Below are 17,493 nucleotides of genomic sequence, written 5' to 3'. Positions count from 1 at the left end.
CAGAACGACACGAATTTTCACAAAAGTAAAGTCGGGTGGGGTCCGTTCTGTTTTCTATGGAGCAACCACCTACTTCCCCATCCGGTCAGATCTCCGGATACACTCGTTTCGACCGGTCCGATACGAGTGAAATCATCAGAACCGCGGCCGAGGAGATGGGGAGCCTCGTCCGGAGCACGCTCGGACCGTCGGGCCTCGACAAACTCGTCGTTCGCCGACAGCAAGACGACGAAATTCGCGGACTCGCGAGCAACGATGGGATTTCCATCATCGAGGAGTTCGAGGGGGAGACGAACCATCCGGTCGCACAACACCTCATCGAAACGGCGGAGGCACAGGAGGACGACTTCGGGGACGGGACGACGACGACGGTACTGCTGACGAGCGAACTGCTCACCGCCGGACTCGACCTCGTCGCCGAGGGCGTCGCCCCGACGACCGTCATCGAGGGGTTCTCCATCGCCGCCCAGCGGACGCTCGAAGTCTGGGATGACTCCAGCGTCTCGCTAGCGTCGTCAAACGGTGCATCGCTCGACCGCGACCTCCTTCGGAACGTGGCGATAACCGGGATGACGAACGGGAGTACGAAATCCTGGTCGCTGCACGGCCTCGCCGACCCCGTCGTGGAGGCCGTCCTCCGTGTGTCGAACCCGCAAACCGGTTCGGTGGACCTCTCGTTCGTCCGAACGGAGGCGATGCCGGGCGGGGGCGTCGCCGATTCGTCCCTCGTGCCCGGTGCGTTCCTTCCCAAGGAACCGTACTGGGGAACCGGCGAACTGCCGGTCGAGGGACCGGCGCTGCTAGTCGGCGGCGACGTGGCACCCAGGGACCCGGCGTTTCAGGGCAACGTGACGGCGGACACGGACGGATTCGACGGCGTGCGGACCGTGGACACACGACGGTTCGACGACATCGCGGCCGCGATTCGCGCGACAGGCGCGGTTGCCGTCCTGGCGAGCGGGGATATTCACCGCGATATCGCCCAAGAACTGGGTAGCCGTGGCGTGCTCACGGTGCAGAACGTGAAGGATTCGCGCATCGAGTTCCTCGCCCGTGCGACTGGAGCAACGGTATCGACGCCGCTCGTTTCGGCCGACGTGGTGGATGCCGAAGCGACGGCACCCGTACGCATCGACCAACGGTTCGACCAGCAGGACGAGAGCTGGTTGGCAGTGATGGCGACCGGCCCGGATGTCCCCGAGGCGGTGTCGTTCGTCGTCCACGGCGGCAGCGACTCCGTCGCCCGCGAAGCCGAGCGGCGGGTCAAGGACGGGTTGAACGCCGTTCGAGCGGCGGTGATGCGCCCAGAAGCGCTTCCCGGCGGCGGGGCGGCGGAAATCGCCGCGGCGGTGGCGCTCCGCGACTTCGCACCGGGCGTCCCCGGACGGGCACAGCTCGCGGTGGAAGCGTTCGCGGACGCGATAGAGACGATTCCACTGACGCTGGCTCGGAACGCCGGTCGCGATGCGCTTGGTACCGTGCTCGACCTCCGGAGCCGTCACGCCGGCGGGAATGGACGGGCGGGGATCACCGCGAACGGAGTCGTCGTCGACGACGTGCTCGACCACGGTGCGTTCGACCCGCAACTCGTTCGGACCAGCGGGTTCGTTCGCGGCGTCGAGTTCACGAACAGCTACCTCCGCATCGACGGTATCCTCTACAACGCGACCCCCGGCAGTCCGCTCGACGGAGCATCGTCGTAACTCGAAAAAGGGTCGATGGTGGCGAGAGCGGAGTTGCGTACGAATACGGGTGTCGCCGTCGAGTGATCGGTCCCCATCTGATCGGCAGGGAGCCGTCCGTTTTCCTCGAACGGCTATCGAACCGGTGGGTCTTCCCGCTGTGTCTGCCTCTCGACGAGAAGGTTGTCGCCCGTCTCCTCGTCGAACAGGTGAATGTCTTGATCGTCGAAGGTGACGTACACCTCGTCGTCGACGTCGGGATTCACGTCCGGCGGGACGAACATAACGTATTCTCGCTCTTCGTCCACGTCCGTCCCCGTCGCCGCCGGCTCAAAGTACAGAAGGTTGTCCCGACCGAGCGGTTCGACCAGCTCGACGGTGACCGCGCTCGCGTTCCGGTGGGACGGTTCGCACAGTTCGAGGTCCTCCGGTCGGATGCCGAGGACGAATCGGTCCGAGGCGGTGTTTTTTGCCTTCTCGGTGATCTCGTCCGATAAGACGTGGTCGATCTGTCCCGTGAACCGGGCGACTCCTTGTCGGTCCTCGACGATTCCGTTGAAGATGTTCATGCTCGGACTCCCGATGAACTGGGCCACAAACAGGTTCGTGGGGTCGTTGTACACCTCCCGTGGGCTACCCACCTGCTGGAGTTCGCCGTGGTTCAGGATGGCGATCCGGTCCGACATCGTCATCGCCTCCTCCTGGTCGTGCGTGACGTAGATGGTGGTCGTGCCGAGTTCCTGCTGGATGCGGTTGAGCTCCGTCCGCATGTGTTTGCGTAGTTTCGCGTCGAGGTTCGACAGCGGTTCGTCGAAGAGGAACACCTCCGGTTCACGGACGATAGCGCGTCCCGTCGCCACGCGCTGTTTCTGTCCGCCGGACAGCTGACGGGGTTTGTTGTCGAGGAGTTCCGGGATGCCAAGCAGATCCGCCGTCTCCTCGACGCGTCGGTTGATTTCCTCCTTGTCGAGCGTCGTCGAACGCTTGAGCCCGAACGCGAGGTTTTCACGCACGCTGAGGTGCGGATACAGTGCGTAGTTCTGGAACACCATCGCGATATCCCGGTCACGAGGCGGGAGAAAATTCACGACTTCGTCGTCGATGGATATCTCCCCAGCCGTTATCTCTTCGAGCCCGGCGAGCATCCGGAGCGTCGTCGATTTGCCCGAACCGCTCGGCCCGACCAGCGTCAGGAATTCTCCGTCGGCGACCTCGAGTTCGAAATTATCGACCGCAACCGTTTTGCCGCCGTAGACTTTTTGAACGGAATCGAAAACTATTCGTCCCATATACCATGTTGATAGGGAACAGTTGTCTATAAAAATATTCCGTCGTCGTCGACGGGAATTTCCAATCAGATACGGCTCTCCGAACGGAGAAATCGTCGTTTCAGTGGATCGGGTGGCGGAGGTTATCGACCCGGACCGAACCTGACGGGGTTTATGGATGTGGTGTCGGGAACGGCGGGTGTACCCACCTCGGCGTCATTCGTACGGATTCCAGATTTTCGGCGTGTTGTTGGAACCGGTGATCCAATCCTGCACCTCCTTCGGGGCGTCGTCCAGGCTCGGTTTCTCCGAGTTGCTATCGAGCGTGTAGTCGAGCTTCTTGTTCGCCTCGTTCCGAACGTTGTTGGCCATGCTGACCAACGCTTCCTTCGGGTCCTTGTTCGAGCCCAGAATGGCCGAAATCGCTTGACTGTATCCGGTCGTCGAACCTTCGACCGAGCCGAGGAACGGCGTGTCCTGTCCGCCGCCGTAGACGCCGTAGCGCCGAGTCTTCTGTGCTTGGGTGACGAACGCGTCGAGCCAGTCGTCGGGAAGCTTCGTCGGGTTCTTCGTGAAGAGGTCCATCTGCTCCTGACTCTTCCGTACCGGCATGAAGACGGGTGCGGACGCCGCGAAGTAGTCGGACTGGTTGTCCGGTTGCATCATGTACTTCACGAACTCGTTCGAGCGGTCGCCGACTTCGTGCTTGGAAACGTCGTCGGTGAACGGGCTGAGACAGGAACCGCCGCGGAACGACCACCGTTTGCCCAGTGGTCCCTCGGGCATCGGCTGGATACCCACGTTGTCCCGAAGGCCGGCGTGTTCCTCCGTCCGGGCGAGACGTGCATCCTCCGCGCCGAGGTGCGCCATCCCGGCATCGCGCTCCCGGAAGAACTTGTCCGTCGCGCTCGAATCCTGGCTCGTCCAACCGTCTGCCGGCAGGTCCCACGCCTTCTTCAGGCTGGCGTAGAACAGGTGACCGAACAGGGACCCGGCCGAATCGAGTTCTACCTGCCACTTTCCGTCCTTCTTGCTGTAGAACTTCCCTCCCGCGTTCGCCGTGTAGGCGAACGTGTGTTGACCGGTCGTGAAGTCGCGAGCGCCGGGTTCGATGTACCCCGGATTTCCGGTCTCTTTGACCACGTCTTTCCCGATTTTGACGAGTTCCTTCCAGTCCTTCGGCGGCTTGCTGTGACCCGCCTTTTCGAGGAGGTCCTTCCGATAGTACATCGGTCGCGTCTCGACGAACCACGGGACGCCCCACTTCTTGTCGTCCCAACTGGCCCACGCTTCCATCGGCCCGTACCAGTCGTCGTACGAATCGTAGATGTCCGTGATGGGTGCCGTCGCACCGAGACTTCCGAAGTTCACGGCGTGTTCGTTGGCCATCTCCGAGACGTTCGGCGTCGTCCGTCCCTGAATGGACGCGTTCCACTTCGGGAACACCTGATTCCACACGATGACGTTCGTCGAGACGTTGACCGGCGAATCCGAGTGTTTTTCGAAGCCCTTTGCGGCCTGCTTGATGTTCTTCGTCACTTCCGGGATGTATCCGCGCATCGTCCAGAAGATGAAGTCCTTTTCACCCTTCGTTTTGCTATCACCGCCGCTACCGCCGAACTGTTCGGTACATCCGGCCAATCCGGCTGCGGCACCGGCCGCACCCATGGATGCAGCAGCCTCCATGAAACCGCGCCGGGAGTAGTCTCCCTCGTCGGGGGTACTGGTTACCGTCTCGTCAGTAACGTCGCCGACCGATGAATCAGTTGCCTTCGGCATAGTGACACGGATTATCATTACTATAGGGGACAATAACCTTTTCCCTTAGGATACTTCTCTCCTCGTCGAACAGCTCTTCGAAGGGAAACGAGAACTGCTACCCGTTTAGGATAGCACGACAGTCGCTCACGGCCGCGGCGTCGTCACCTTCGGGGGAGAATTCGCACCCGATGTACCCGTCGTACCCCGCGGCGGCGAGCGCGGGGAGGATGTTCCCGTAGTCGAGTTCCCCCGTTCCGGGTTCGTGTCGACCGGGAACGTCCGCAATGTGGACGTACCCGATATGGTCGAGGTGACTCGTCATGTTGGCGATGACGTTTCCTTCCGTGATCTGCTGATGGTACACGTCGAAGAGGAGTTTGACGTTCGGATCGCCCACCGCATCGACGATGTCGTATCCTTCCGCCGACAATTCGAGGAAGTAACCGGGGTGATCCACGGCCGTGTTCAACGGTTCGACGGCGAGCGTAACGCCCGCGTCGGCGGCGTCGGAGGCGACGCTTTCGAGAGCACCCACGATAGCACCTCGTTGGGTAGTGCGGTCGATATCCGCCTGTTCCTGTCCCACGGTGATAATGAGGGTCGAACAGCCGAGGCGTGCGGCCGTTTCGATGGATTCGCGCATGGACCGGCAGGCCTCGGCGGTTCGGTTCGGATCTGTCAGCGGGACGTCGCTGCCGAGCATGGCTGCGACGTTCAGGTCGTGTTCGTCACACGCGTTGGCGACCGCATCGAGGTCCTTGTCGCGCCATCCCCAGAACTCCACCGCGTCCGCGCCGGCCGCCGCGGCGAGACCGATTCGCTCCGTAAACGGTGCTCCCTCGAAGACCATCTCGATGCAAACCGACAGTTCTGGCATCGGTCACTCCTCGGCCGGTTCCGGAGTGAGCGTCCCGTCTTCGATCAGCGCATCGAGGGGGTTGTCTTCGATGTCGAGCGGCAACTCGACGCGGCCGTGTCGTCGTGACGATTCCCACGCGCCGAAGATGATTTCGGTCGCCTTGAGCGCGTTCTCCGCGTTCAGTTCGGAGGTGGAATCGTTCTCGACCGCTTCTACGACGTCGGCTATCGCACGGTCGATGAAGACCCGACCGAACTCCCGAGAGTCGAGGCCGTGGAGGCCCTCGCCGTCACAGTCGACGTGTTCCCACCCGTCGTCCCCGTCGCGCTTGATGCGGAGGATCTGGTCGTCGGTTTCGTTGTTCGGGAAGCCGTGTCCGATTTCGATGGTGCCCTCGCTGCCCACCAGGCGGTTGTGACAGTTGACCAGATCCGCTCCGATTCCGGTCGTCGCGAGTCCGTAGACGCCGTTCTCGTATCTCCAAGAGGCGAGCGTCTGGTTCTCGTTGTGGGCACCGAACCACAGGTCTTCGTCCCGGTAGTCGAGCTGGGAGATGACCCACTCGGCCCTTCCCTCGTCGTTGTAGTAGTTACAGAGGTCTACCGAGTGGGATCCGTAGTCGTAGATGTTGGGAGCCGCACACTCGACCCGTTGGAGGTCTCCGATTTCGCCGGCATCGAGCAATTCCTTGGCCCTTCGATATCCTCGGCCAAAGCGGCGTTGGTGATTGAACGTCAATTTGACGCCCTCCTCGTCACATACCTCGACCATCCGTTCGACGTTCGACCACGTCCTGTCCATGGGTTTCTCGCAGTGTATCGCCTGCACCGCGTTGCTCCGTGCGATGTCGGTCACGATGTCGGCGTGCGTCGGCGGGGGCGTACAGACGCTGACGATGTCGGGTTCGACCTCGGTGACCATGCCGAGGTACTCCTCGAATACGCCGTCCGCTTCGATACCCCAGTAGTCGGCGAACGCTTTCGCGTTGGGTTCGACGATATCGGCACAGGCGACCAACTCCGCTCCCGCGTGGTCGTAGGCCGCGGCGTGACGGTACGCCATCGCGAATCCTTGGTTGTTCTGTGTCTCGGGGTCCGGTCCGGTTCCGACGAAGGCGCTAGTTACTGCTTTCATTGCCTCTGAATCACGTACGGAGGTTATTCGAATTCCACAATAAAGTTTGTGATTTGGTAACTTATGTCTCTTCGATGACGTTCCGGAGTGCTGACGGCGCAACGTATATGAATCGAGCGTGTGACTACCAATCATGGATGTCGGAGTCCTCACAGTCGCATTAGCGGAAGAATCGATAGCGGACACGTTCACGTACCTCTCCGATCTCGGTGTCGGAGCGGTCGAACTCGCTTGTGGCGGGTTCGTCGGCGACGCGCATCTTCCGAGGGACGAGTACTTGGACGACGAAGAATCCCAGTCCGACCTACGGACACTTCTCAACGAAAACGATCTGTACGTTTCGGCGCTGGCGACGCACAACAACCCGCTCCATCCCGTCGAGGACCGCGCGGCCGAAGCGGACGAGGAGCTCCGCGAGGCGATTCGCCTCGCGAGCCAACTCGATGTGGACGCCGTAACCACGTTCTCGGGGCTCCCCGCCGGAGGGCCGGACGATTCGGTTCCGAACTGGATCACCGCGCCCTGGCCCGACGAACATCGCGAAGCCCACCGGTATCAGTGGGAGGAAGTTGCCATCCCCTACTGGCGGGAACTCGAAGCGTTCGCCGACGATCACGGCGTGGACGTCGCCATCGAGATGCACCCGAACATGCTCGTCTACGAACCGCGCGGGATGCTCGAACTCCGCGAGGCTACCGGCGACCGTATCGGCGCGAACTTCGACCCGTCCCACCTGTTCTGGCAGGGAATCGACATCACCGACTCGATTCGACTGCTCGGCGAGCGGGACGCTATCCACCATTTCCACGCCAAGGACACCAAGGTGTACGACGCGAACGCCCGCGAAAAGGGCGTGCTCGACACGACGCCGTACACCGACGAAATAGACCGCTCGTGGATATTCCGGTCCATAGGGTACGGTCACGGCGAGGCGTTCTGGAAGGATATCGTCTCGACCCTTCGCATGGTCGGCTACGACGGCGCGCTCTCCATCGAGCACGAGGATTCACTCACGTCCGCGACGGAAGGGCTGGAGAAGGCCATCGACGTGCTCGAACGGGCGGTGTTCGAAACGAACCCCGGTGACGCGTACTGGGCCTGAGGTGCCCCGATGGGCGACGTTTTTCGGTGGTTCGCACTCGGCGTTTTGCATCCGTGCCAACGTAACACGCACGTTCATACGGCATAGCTATTCTGGATATCAAAACGGGGATTCAAACATCCGTTTCGAAACGATATACCGTGTTACTCCACGGTTTCGACTCGTGTCGTCGTGAAGTACGATCGGCCGGTCGCCGGTACTTCTTTCGTCGTCGGAACATCGAACGCCGCCGTGGAGACGATATCGCTCGCTGACCGACCGACGCGGAGTTCGTAGGCACCTCGCTCGACGGCGAGATTCATGTCCCGGTCGTGGAACGCGAGTTGTGACGCGTCGATTTCGAAGGTGACGCGTTTCGATTCGCCAGCGACGAGGGATATCCGTTCGAACCCGACCAGTTCTTGAACCGGTCGTGCTTGACTCGGGGACTTCGCGCTCGCGTACAACTGGACGACTTCGTGTCCGTCGCGGTCGCCCGTATTGGTGACCGTGACTTCGGCGCTCACCTGCCCGGACGGAGCGAGCGAGTCGGTCGATAGCGATAGGTCACCGTATTCGAAGTCGGTGTAGCTCAGACCGTGGCCGAACGGGTACAGGGGTGTGCTCGCCGTGTAGACGTGCTCTTCGTTCGCGGTGTTGGGTTTTCGGTTGTAGTAAACCGGCAGTTGGCCGACCGACCGCGGGATGGAGACGGGGAGGCGGCCGCCGGGATTGTGTTCGCCGAACAACACTTCGGCGATGCCTTCACCCCCGCGTTCGCCCGGAAGCCACGCGTAGAGGAGCGCGGGCGCTTCCTCTACGATCCACTCGACGGAGTGGGGTTTCCCGCTCACGACGACGACGACCAACGGCGTTCCGGTCTCGTGGACGCGTTCCACGAGTTCCTGCTGGACGCCGGGGAGGTCCAAGTCGACCACGTCACAACCTTCGCCGCTGGTGGGAACGCTCGGGAGGTCGGCTTGCTTCTCGTCGATGTCGGAGAAATCGACGGCGGAGCGCGCGCCGACGAACGTGATGGCGACGTCGGCGGCTTCGGCCGCCTCGGCAGCCGAATCGAGGTCTTCGGTCGAGGATCCGGTCGTCGTACACCCCTGCTCGTATCGAACATCGAACTCGGCGTGCTCGCCGCGCGCTTCGATGGCGTCGAGTGGGGTCGTGGCATCGAAGTCGACTTCCTCCGTGGGATAGTGGGCCGGATACGCGTAATCGCCCATGAGTTCCTGTGCGTTGTCGGCTTTCGGACCGACGACGGCCACGGCGTTCAGTTCCTCCCCGTCGAAGGGGAGAAAATCGTCCTCGTTCTTCAGGAGGGTCATCGATTCGCGGGCGGCGCGGGTGGTGAGTTCTCTCGCACTCTCGGTGTTGAACGGAGCGTCAGCGGCGTCGACGTCGACGGTCGGTTCGTCGAGGAGTCCCTTCTCGGCCTTCGCACGGAGGACCCGACGAACCGCCGTATCCACCGTCGCTTCGGCCACGTTTCCATCTTCGACGGCGTTCACGAGATGGTCGCCGTAGCAGTCCGTGTATGGGAGTTCGACGTCGAGACCGGCCTCGACGGCCATCACCCCCGCCGCTTGCTTCGATGCCGCGACGCCGTGCTCGCTTTGCAGGAACTCGACGCTGTAGTAGTCCGAAACCACCGTCCCGTCGAATCCCCACTCGCCACGGAGAACGTCCGTCAGCAACCACTCGTCGCTCGCACACGGGATGCCGTCGATGTCGTGGTAGGCGTTCATTACGGACTCGGCGTCGGCCGTTTTGATGACGGCCTCGAACGGGAACAAGTGGGTCTCCCGAAGTTCCCGGCGTCCAACGTTGACCGAACTGCGGTTTTTCCCGCCCTCGCCGGCGCCGTGACCGGCAAAGTGCTTGAGCGTTGCGGAGATGCCGTCGCCATCACCCTGCAAACCGTTTACGTATCCACAGGCCATCGCTGCGACGAGATACGGGTCCTCGCCGAACGTTTCCTCGACGCGACCCCATCGAAGGTCCCGAGCGATGTCGAGCACCGGCGAGAGCGCGTGCGTCGTCCCGATCGCTTCCAACTGACCGCGGATGGTGTCCGTTATTTCCGCGACGAGGTCCGGCGACCACGTACTCGCGACGCCGATCATCTGCGGAAACGTCGTTCCGCTCGGTCCCATATAACCGCTCAGACACTCCTCGTGGGGAATCGCGGGGATGCCGAGTCGGGTCTCGTTCCCGAGAAAGTCCTGAAGTTTGTTCGTCCGTTTCGCGGCTTCCCGTGGTGGAAGGCTTCCTTCCCCGCCGAGTCTCGTCAGGTGACCGATTCCGTTTTCGAGGAGTTCCTCCACCGCCTTCCGGTCGAGGCTTCCATCGTCGTCGAGCAGTTTGTTCGCGTTCACCGACCCCAGTTGTGCGACCTTTTCCGTTATCGTCATCTCTTCGAGGAGATCTTCTACTCGCCCTTCGTCGGCGATACGAGGCTCTCCACGATCCGATTCAGTTTGCATCAGTTGATTTCTCGCAATCACATCTCTTAATGGTTTGGACGGGAGGTATCGCGGTATTTCCGCGCTCGGTTACTCGCTTCCCTCGGCAACGATGGAGAAGTCCACGACAACGGTACCGCCTAAACGCACGGCAGAACAGGTGTGGTTCGAGCCGTCACCGAACTGGAGGAACAACTCCAGTTCGGGAAGCCGGGAACACCCACGGCGTTCGCCAGCGATTCCCGCCAATACGGCACCCAAACTCATTTCTCGGACGATGCCGCGCCGATATCTATCGCCATTTCCCCGATTCGGCAGTCGAAACGTCATGAGCCGATACATCCGACGCGAAGTGCGAACACGTCACCGGCTTCGTCGGGTATCTCGACGAGACCGACCCCACGGACGGACAGATTCCGACGACCGGAACCGAATCCGGGGAACGAACGTCACGCCGAAAAAGGACGAACCGAACGACGGCACCGAGTTGGTCTCAGTAGCTGTCGTACACCGTCTTCTCGATGGTGTAGAACTCCAGTCCCTCGTCGCCCTGTTCGCGCCACGTCTCGCTGGACGAGCGCTTGAACCCGCCGAAGGGAACGTGCAGTTCGAGTCCCGTCGTCTTGTCGTTGACCTTCACGACGCCCGCCTCCACCTCGTCGATGAAGCGGTTGGCTTCCGTGTGGTCGTCGGTGACGATGCTCGCCGAGAGGCCGTAGTGAACGTCGTTCGCGACGTGGAGACCTTCGTCGAAATCGCTCACCTCGATGACGGCGACGACCGGCCCGAAGACCTCCTCCTGTGCGATTCGCATCTCGGAGTCCACATCGGTGAACACGGTCGGTTCGACGAAGTAGCCCGATTCGACCGCGTCACCGTCGGGCGTGCCGCCGCCCGCAGCGAGCGTCGCGCCTTCCTCCTCGGCGATGCCGATGTAATCGAGCGTCGATTCGAGTTCGCTCTCGCTGACCTGCGGTCCCATCTCGTGATCGGCACCCGGTCCGATGTCGATGGATTCGGCGCGGTCCACGAGTTCGGCGACGAACTCGTCGTACACGTCCTCGTGGACGATGGCGCGGGAACACGCGGTACACGACTGGCCGGTCGTTCCGAATCCGCCGTTGGCGACGATGTCGGCCGCCTCCGCCGGGTCCGCCGAGGACGCGACGACCGTCGGGTTTTTGCCGCCGAGTTCTGTCTGGACGCGCTTGCCCGCGTCGGTCGCTTGATCGTACACCATTCCGCCGACTTCGCTGCTCCCGGTGAACGACACCGCGTCCACCGCGTCGTGTTCGATGAACTCGGTGCCGACGGTACTTCCCGACCCGGTGACGACGTTCAGGACGCCGTCGGGGAGACCCGCCTCGTCCAGCGCTCGCGCGAGTTCGATGGCGACGCCGGGCGCGGCCGATGCGGGCTTGAGAACGACCGTGTTCCCCGATGCGAGTGCCGGCGCGAGCTTCCACGCCGGGATGGCGATGGGGTAGTTCCACGGCGTGATGAGCGAAGCGACGCCGACCGGTTCTTTGATCGTGTACAGGTTCTGGTTCGGTGCGCTCGGACTCTTCATCGTCCCGCCGAGGTCGGCCGCCTTCCCGGAGAAGTAGTGGAAGATGTCGATTGCCCGCTGAACCTCCCCACTGGCTTCGGCGTAGGCCTTCCCTTCCTCCGCGACGAGCATGTCCGTGAGTTCCTCTTTGCGTTCCGCGAGCAGGCTTCCCGCCTCTCGGAGGATTTTCCCGCGCTCCGGTCCCGGTGTGGACGCCCAGTCGTTCGCAGCGGCCGCGGCGGCTTCGACCGCATCCGTCGCGTCGGCCGTACTGGACGACTGATAGCGTCCCGCGACCTCGCTCGGGTTTGCGGGGTTCTCCACCTCGATGGTGTCGCCCGTCTCCGCTTCTGTCCACTCGCCGTTGACGTAATTTTTCGTCGTGTCCGACATCATCCTCCTATTCACACCTCTCCCATACGACTTTTACGGTCCGACGAAGGTTTGGCGCGAATTTTTACTATCGCCATCAGTAGCTTTTTGCCGACCGGGTCGAATCATCGGATTATGACCGTCAACGACTACCTAAACGGCGTCAGGCAGCGAGATTGGGAGGAACTGGATGCGGGGACCCTCCGCCTCGCCGTCGTGGGACTCGGGTGGTGGACGCGCGAACAGGCCATCCCGTCGATTCGGGAATCGAAGTTCTGCGAGACGACCGTCGTCGTCAGCAGTTCACACGAAAAGGCGGAAGACGCCGCCGACGAAATCCCGACCGCCACGGCCGCCATCACCTACGAAGAGTTCGTGGACGGTCGCGCGACCGACGAATACGACGCCGTGTACGTTTGCACGCCGAACGCGTATCACCTTCAGTACGTGTCCGCCGCGGCGGACCACGGAAAGGCCGTCCTCTGTGAAAAGCCGATGGAAGCCACGCTCGAACGGGCGGAGGAACTCGTCGCGGCCGCCGAAGACATCCCACTGATGATCGCCTACCGGATGCAAACCGACCCGCAGGTCCGGTGGATGCGCGAACTCGTCCGCGAGGGTGCCATCGGCGACCCGGTCGCCATCCACGGCCACATGGAACAGCAGATGCTCGACTTCGTCTCGGGCAACCCCGACCAGTGGCGACTCGATCCCGACCTCGCCGGCTACGGTTCGACGGTGATGGACTTGGGAATCTATCCGCTGAACACCGCCCGGTTCGTTCTCGACGCCGACCCCGTGAGCGTGACCGCACAGATGCACTCCAAACACGACGCGTTCGACGAGGTCCCCGATGAACACGCCACCTTCTCGCTCCAGTTCGACGACGGCACGTACGCGGCCTGTACCGTCAGCCAGAACGCAAACCTATCGGGTGGTTTCCAACTCATCGGAACCGAGGGCGAACTGCGCCTCGACCCTGCCTTTTTGGGCATGACGCCGCAGACGCTCACGCTTCGGGGCGCGGAGGGGCGGGAGATGGAAATCGACGACGGCCGACGCGACCTGTTCGGCGACGAGATGACCGAGGAGTTCGATTACTTCGCCGACCGCGTCATTCGCGGCGTCGAACCCACGCCGGACGGCGACCACGCGCTCGTCGACATGCGGACGCTCGCCGCCATTTACGAGGCCGCCGACACAGGAACACGGGTCACGGTCGAGTAACCGACCCGAACGGCTTCTCCCGATTCGCAACCTTTACTACCGACCTCTAGGAACCCTCGCATGCAATGGTTGATCATGCGAAGCTCCGCGACCCGAACGCGGAGTATACGATGCGCGACCTCTCCGCCGAAACGATGGGCATCACGAACCGTCGCGGCGGGGTCCGCGATGCAGAGATAACCGACGTTCAGACGACGATGGTGGACGGCAACTACCCGTGGATTCTCGTTCGCGTCTACACCGACGCCGGCGTCGTCGGTACCGGCGAGGCCTACTGGGGCGGCGGCGACACGGCCATCATCGAGCGGATGAAGCCGTTCCTCGTCGGCGAAAACCCGCTCGACATCGACCGACTTTACGAACACCTCGTCCAGAAGATGTCCGGCGAAGGTTCCATTTCCGGAAAGACCATCTCGGCCATCTCCGGCATCGAAATCGCCCTCCACGACCTCGCGGGTAAACTCGTCGAACTCCCCGCCTACCAACTCGTCGGCGGGAAATACCGCGACGAAGTTCGGGTCTACTGTGACCTCCACACCGAGGACGAAGCCGACCCGCAAGCCTGCGCGGACGAAGGCGTCCGCGTCGTCGAGGAATTGGGATACGACGCCATCAAGTTCGACCTCGACGTCCCGTCGGGCCACGAGAAGGACCGCGCGAACCGCCACCTCCGCGGCCCGGAAATAGATCACAAGGTCGAAATCGTCGAAGCCGTCACGGAGGCCGTCGGCGACCGCGCGGACGTGGCGTTCGACTGCCACTGGTCGTTCACGAGCGGCAGCGCGAAACGCCTCGCCCGCGAACTCGAGGAGTACGACGTGTGGTGGCTCGAAGACCCGATACCGCCGGAGAACCACGACGTACAGCGGAAAGTCACGGAATCGACGACGACGCCCATCGCCGTGGGCGAGAACGTCTACCGGAAGTTCGGCCAGCGGACGCTGCTCGAACCGCAAGCGGTGGACATCGTCGCGCCTGACCTGCCCCGCGTGGGCGGCATGCGCGAGACGAGAAAGGTCGCCGACCTCGCGGACATGTACTACATCCCGGTCGCGATGCACAACGTCTCCTCGCCCATCGGGACGATGGCGTCCGCGCAGGTCGCCGCGGCGATTCCCAACAGCCTCGCGGTCGAATACCACTCCTACCAACTCGGCTGGTGGGAGGATCTCGTGGAGGAGGACGACCTCATTCAGGACGGTCGAATGGAGATCCCCGAGGAACCCGGTCTCGGCCTGACGCTCGACTTGGACGCCGTCGAGGAACACATGGTCGAGGGTGGGGAGTTGTTTGATGAGGCATAGCCTCATCAAGCCAGCGAATTTCCAATTTGCGTCGTTCGACGAAGCGTGAGCTTCGTCGAGCCAGCGGAGTTTTACTCCGCGTTGTTCGACGCGGCGTAACCCGCGTCGAGCCAACGAATCTTCGATTCGTGCCGTTCGACGAAGCGTAGCCGACACCTCCTCGGTCGAAAACGCTTCCGACGACGATACTCTTTTAACACCTTCCGCTCATCACTGTGTATGCGCTATTACCGACTCCCCGGGGGAGAGACTCGCTCATCCACGGATTACTTGGTAGCAATCGACGACGACGGAACCGCATACGACCTCTCGTCCGTTTCAGCCGATCTCGGCTCGTTCAGGGATCTCGCCCGCGCGGCGAACGCGAACGGCGAATCGGTCGATTCGATCGCCCGAAAACGTCTCGACGAGGCCGAACGCATCGATTTCGACGCCGCCCGGGACGTCCTCCAACCCGTCATCGCCGACGAGGTGTGGGCGGCGGGTGTCACATATCAAATCAGCGAGGAGGCACGCAAAGCCGAGAGCGGGAAACCCGAGGTGTACATGGACGTGTACGACAGCGACCGACCGGAACTGTTCATGAAGGCCACGCCGTCGCGGACGGTCGGGCCGGGAGAAGCCATCGGGGTGCGCGGAGACTCCACGTGGGACGTCCCGGAACCGGAACTCGGCATCGTCCTGCACCGCGGCGACATCGTCGGCTACACCATCGGAAACGACGTTTCCAGCCGCGACATCGAAGGGAAGAACCCGCTGTACCTTCCGCAGGCGAAGGTGTACGACCGTTGTTGTTCGCTCGGCCCGTGTGTCGCCTCGGCGGAAACGGTCGAGGACCCTCACGACCTCTCGATGTCCCTCTCGATACGACGCGACGGTGAAACGGTGTACGAGGACTCGACGTCGACGAGCGAGATGGTGACCACCTGCGAGGAACTCGTCTCCTATCTCGCTCGTCACAACAGCCTTCCGGAGACGCTGGTTCTGCTCACGGGAACCGCGCTCGTGCCCCCGGAGTCGTTCACCCTCTCCGAAGGTGATGAAGTCGTCATCGACATCGACCGTATCGGCCAGCTCGTCAACGATACCGTCACCGTCTGACCCGATAGCAAGCGCTAACGCACCCGAACAGAGTCATCTTTTCCGACGGGCGGTCCGTTTCGACGTGGTGGTCCGTCCGTTCGGCCGTCAACGTGTTCTACAATACAGAACAGAACTGGACGACAAGGAAGGTGGTATTCCGGTCGAGAAACCCTCGGTCGAGTGGTGAATCCCCGTCTCACCGAGTTATACGCCGGAATAACGCAGCTGTTGCAATTTATCGATGGAGTGTATTGGTTCTGATATAGAGAACAAATTTCGGCTGAATTCGTTATACGATCGACTATTCGCTTCCTCTCCACCATTGGCGTTACAATCCTAGGGCTGTATGTCTTACGAAGATTCATCCGATTTCACTGCTGTTGGTCCCCGATCGGCGACCGCGGTGGGTAATCGTTTTCTGCAGCAGAATCCACGAAGATCTGCATTCCCGATGTCGGAACCGAACGGAACCGCTCACTCCGCAACCACGGTGTTCTTGAAGAACGATGACCGCTCGAAGTTTTGAACCGGAATCGACCGTTTCTCCGGCGTGGGTCCGTGTTTCGTGCGAAGTCCTTCGGTGGGAATCGTAGCTCTGTTCGTCGAACTCCGTCCGCTCACTCGGAACGTACGGTGTCGATAACCCCGCGGAGATATCCGACGGTAAATCCGCGCGCTCGGTGACGCCAATCGTCGTCGCCGACCATCTTCGGGACGTGGTCCGGAATGGCTACCCCATCGAATCCGATGTCGTGGAGCGTTCGAACCACTTCGACGGTGTCGAAGTTCCCCATATCCACGAACGTTTCGTGAAACTCCGGAACCGTCCCCACGACATCTCGGAAGTGGATAAAGACGATCTGGTCGCGCTCACCAAACCGGCGAAGTACCTGCGAGACGTCCTCGCCCATCTGGGAGAAACAGCCGAGACACAGCTTCAATCCGTGGTTATCACTCGGAACGAGGTTCATCGCCCGTTCGAAGTTCTCGACGTTGCGGAACAGTCGAGGGATGCCTCCGAGCGATTCTATCACCGGCGGGTCGACGGGGTGCAGTGCGAGTTGGACGCCCGCTTCTTCCGCTACCGGGAGCACCGCTTCCAAGAACTCGCGGTAGTTGTCCCAAAATTCGGATTCCGAATACTCCCTGTCCAAATCGGGAGCGAGCGCGTGCGGGTCGTCGAGTTCGGCGAGGTCGAACCCGGTGCCGAGCGCTCGACCGCGAACGTTCACTGGAGATGTTCGCATCGGCACGACGCCACGGGGGTTCCATTGATACCCCAAGACGGGAATCTCTGCCTCGCCGAGATTCCGGATGAGGGTTGTGATCTGGTCGAGCGATTCTTCACTTCCTTCCCGACCGAACATGATGTCCCCGTACAGTGAATACGGAAGCGATTGAATACCTGTGAGCGACAGCCCCGCCGATTCGACCCGTTCGCGCGCTGCCGTTAGCTCTGTAACCGTGGGGATCGAATCGCGGCCGACGGAAACCGTTTGAGTCCCTTCCTTGTCATTGAACTCGTCCGGTTCCTCGTCCGTGTCTGCGTGATCGACGAATATGTCGGTCGCACCCAATTGACGGATGTATCTCAAACGGTCCTCCGAGAGCGAACGTGTTCTGACACCGACCCGAACAGCAGTACCTTTCGACGTCTCAGCAGTAGCACGGTTGCTATCCATACCTCAACCACGTTCTG

Annotated in this window: 13 protein-coding genes; 5 read left to right on the top strand and 8 right to left on the bottom strand. The window is 61.8% G+C overall.

Annotation, left to right across the window (positions count from 1 at the left end):
- The first annotated feature begins 56 nt into the window (after nucleotides 1–56).
- The gene (locus ACGYLY_RS21410) at nucleotides 57–1,703 is read left to right on the top strand and encodes a TCP-1/cpn60 chaperonin family protein (RefSeq protein ID WP_395284521.1); all 1,647 of its coding nucleotides are present in this window, start codon (nucleotides 57–59) and stop codon (nucleotides 1,701–1,703) included.
- A gap of 113 nt (nucleotides 1,704–1,816) precedes the next feature.
- Here the strand turns inward: ACGYLY_RS21410 and ACGYLY_RS21405 are convergent, their stop codons facing one another.
- From ACGYLY_RS21405 to ACGYLY_RS21390, 4 genes are all read right to left on the bottom strand, one after another.
- Nucleotides 1,817–2,971 (bottom strand): ABC transporter ATP-binding protein, encoded by a 1,155-nt coding sequence (locus ACGYLY_RS21405; RefSeq protein ID WP_395284522.1) that lies wholly within the window; start codon nucleotides 2,969–2,971, stop codon nucleotides 1,817–1,819.
- Between the two features lie 195 nt (nucleotides 2,972–3,166).
- Nucleotides 3,167–4,729, bottom strand: a complete 1,563-nt coding sequence (locus tag ACGYLY_RS21400; RefSeq protein ID WP_395284523.1) for an extracellular solute-binding protein — start codon at nucleotides 4,727–4,729, stop codon at nucleotides 3,167–3,169.
- A 97-nt stretch (nucleotides 4,730–4,826) separates the two neighbouring features.
- A complete protein-coding gene (locus ACGYLY_RS21395; protein ID WP_395284524.1) occupies nucleotides 4,827–5,588 on the bottom strand; it encodes a hydroxypyruvate isomerase family protein in 762 nt (253 codons plus the stop codon).
- 3 nt (nucleotides 5,589–5,591) lie between these two features.
- Nucleotides 5,592–6,704 (bottom strand): Gfo/Idh/MocA family protein, encoded by a 1,113-nt coding sequence (locus ACGYLY_RS21390; RefSeq protein ID WP_395284525.1) that lies wholly within the window; start codon nucleotides 6,702–6,704, stop codon nucleotides 5,592–5,594.
- A 133-nt stretch (nucleotides 6,705–6,837) separates the two neighbouring features.
- Here ACGYLY_RS21390 and ACGYLY_RS21385 point away from each other — a divergent pair, with 133 nt between their 5' ends.
- Nucleotides 6,838–7,806 (top strand): sugar phosphate isomerase/epimerase family protein, encoded by a 969-nt coding sequence (locus ACGYLY_RS21385; RefSeq protein WP_395284526.1) that lies wholly within the window; start codon nucleotides 6,838–6,840, stop codon nucleotides 7,804–7,806.
- A 143-nt stretch (nucleotides 7,807–7,949) separates the two neighbouring features.
- Here ACGYLY_RS21385 and ACGYLY_RS21380 read toward each other — a convergent pair whose 3' ends face one another.
- From ACGYLY_RS21380 to ACGYLY_RS21370, 3 genes are all read right to left on the bottom strand, one after another.
- A complete protein-coding gene (locus tag ACGYLY_RS21380; RefSeq protein ID WP_395284527.1) occupies nucleotides 7,950–10,280 on the bottom strand; it encodes a glycoside hydrolase family 3 N-terminal domain-containing protein in 2,331 nt (776 codons plus the stop codon).
- A gap of 69 nt (nucleotides 10,281–10,349) precedes the next feature.
- Nucleotides 10,350–10,589, bottom strand: a complete 240-nt coding sequence (locus ACGYLY_RS21375; RefSeq protein WP_395284528.1) for a hypothetical protein — start codon at nucleotides 10,587–10,589, stop codon at nucleotides 10,350–10,352.
- A gap of 163 nt (nucleotides 10,590–10,752) precedes the next feature.
- Nucleotides 10,753–12,201: an aldehyde dehydrogenase family protein gene (locus ACGYLY_RS21370; RefSeq protein ID WP_395284529.1), complete on the bottom strand. Its 1,449-nt coding sequence runs from the start codon at nucleotides 12,199–12,201 to the stop codon at nucleotides 10,753–10,755.
- A 114-nt stretch (nucleotides 12,202–12,315) separates the two neighbouring features.
- Here ACGYLY_RS21370 and gfo6 point away from each other — a divergent pair, with 114 nt between their 5' ends.
- The 3 genes from gfo6 (at nucleotide 12,316) to ACGYLY_RS21355 (ending at nucleotide 15,812) form a co-directional block, all read left to right on the top strand.
- On the top strand, nucleotides 12,316–13,407 hold the full coding sequence (gene gfo6, locus ACGYLY_RS21365; protein ID WP_395284530.1) for a D-xylose 1-dehydrogenase Gfo6: 1,092 nt from the start codon (nucleotides 12,316–12,318) through the stop codon (nucleotides 13,405–13,407).
- Nucleotides 13,408–13,472: 65 nt separating this feature from the next.
- Nucleotides 13,473–14,711: a mandelate racemase/muconate lactonizing enzyme family protein gene (locus ACGYLY_RS21360; protein ID WP_395284531.1), complete on the top strand. Its 1,239-nt coding sequence runs from the start codon at nucleotides 13,473–13,475 to the stop codon at nucleotides 14,709–14,711.
- Between the two features lie 219 nt (nucleotides 14,712–14,930).
- Nucleotides 14,931–15,812 (top strand): fumarylacetoacetate hydrolase family protein, encoded by an 882-nt coding sequence (locus ACGYLY_RS21355; RefSeq protein WP_395284532.1) that lies wholly within the window; start codon nucleotides 14,931–14,933, stop codon nucleotides 15,810–15,812.
- Nucleotides 15,813–16,411: 599 nt separating this feature from the next.
- Here ACGYLY_RS21355 and ACGYLY_RS21350 read toward each other — a convergent pair.
- The gene (locus tag ACGYLY_RS21350; protein WP_395284533.1) at nucleotides 16,412–17,476 is read right to left on the bottom strand and encodes a mannonate dehydratase; all 1,065 of its coding nucleotides are present in this window, start codon (nucleotides 17,474–17,476) and stop codon (nucleotides 16,412–16,414) included.
- Nucleotides 17,477–17,493: the final 17 nt, after the last annotated feature.

The organism is Haladaptatus sp. CMAA 1909 (assembly GCF_043952005.1).
Lineage (GTDB): Archaea > Halobacteriota > Halobacteria > Halobacteriales > Haladaptataceae > Haladaptatus.
Note: the sequence above shows the minus strand (reverse complement) of the source record. Positions and strands in the feature narration are given on the sequence as shown.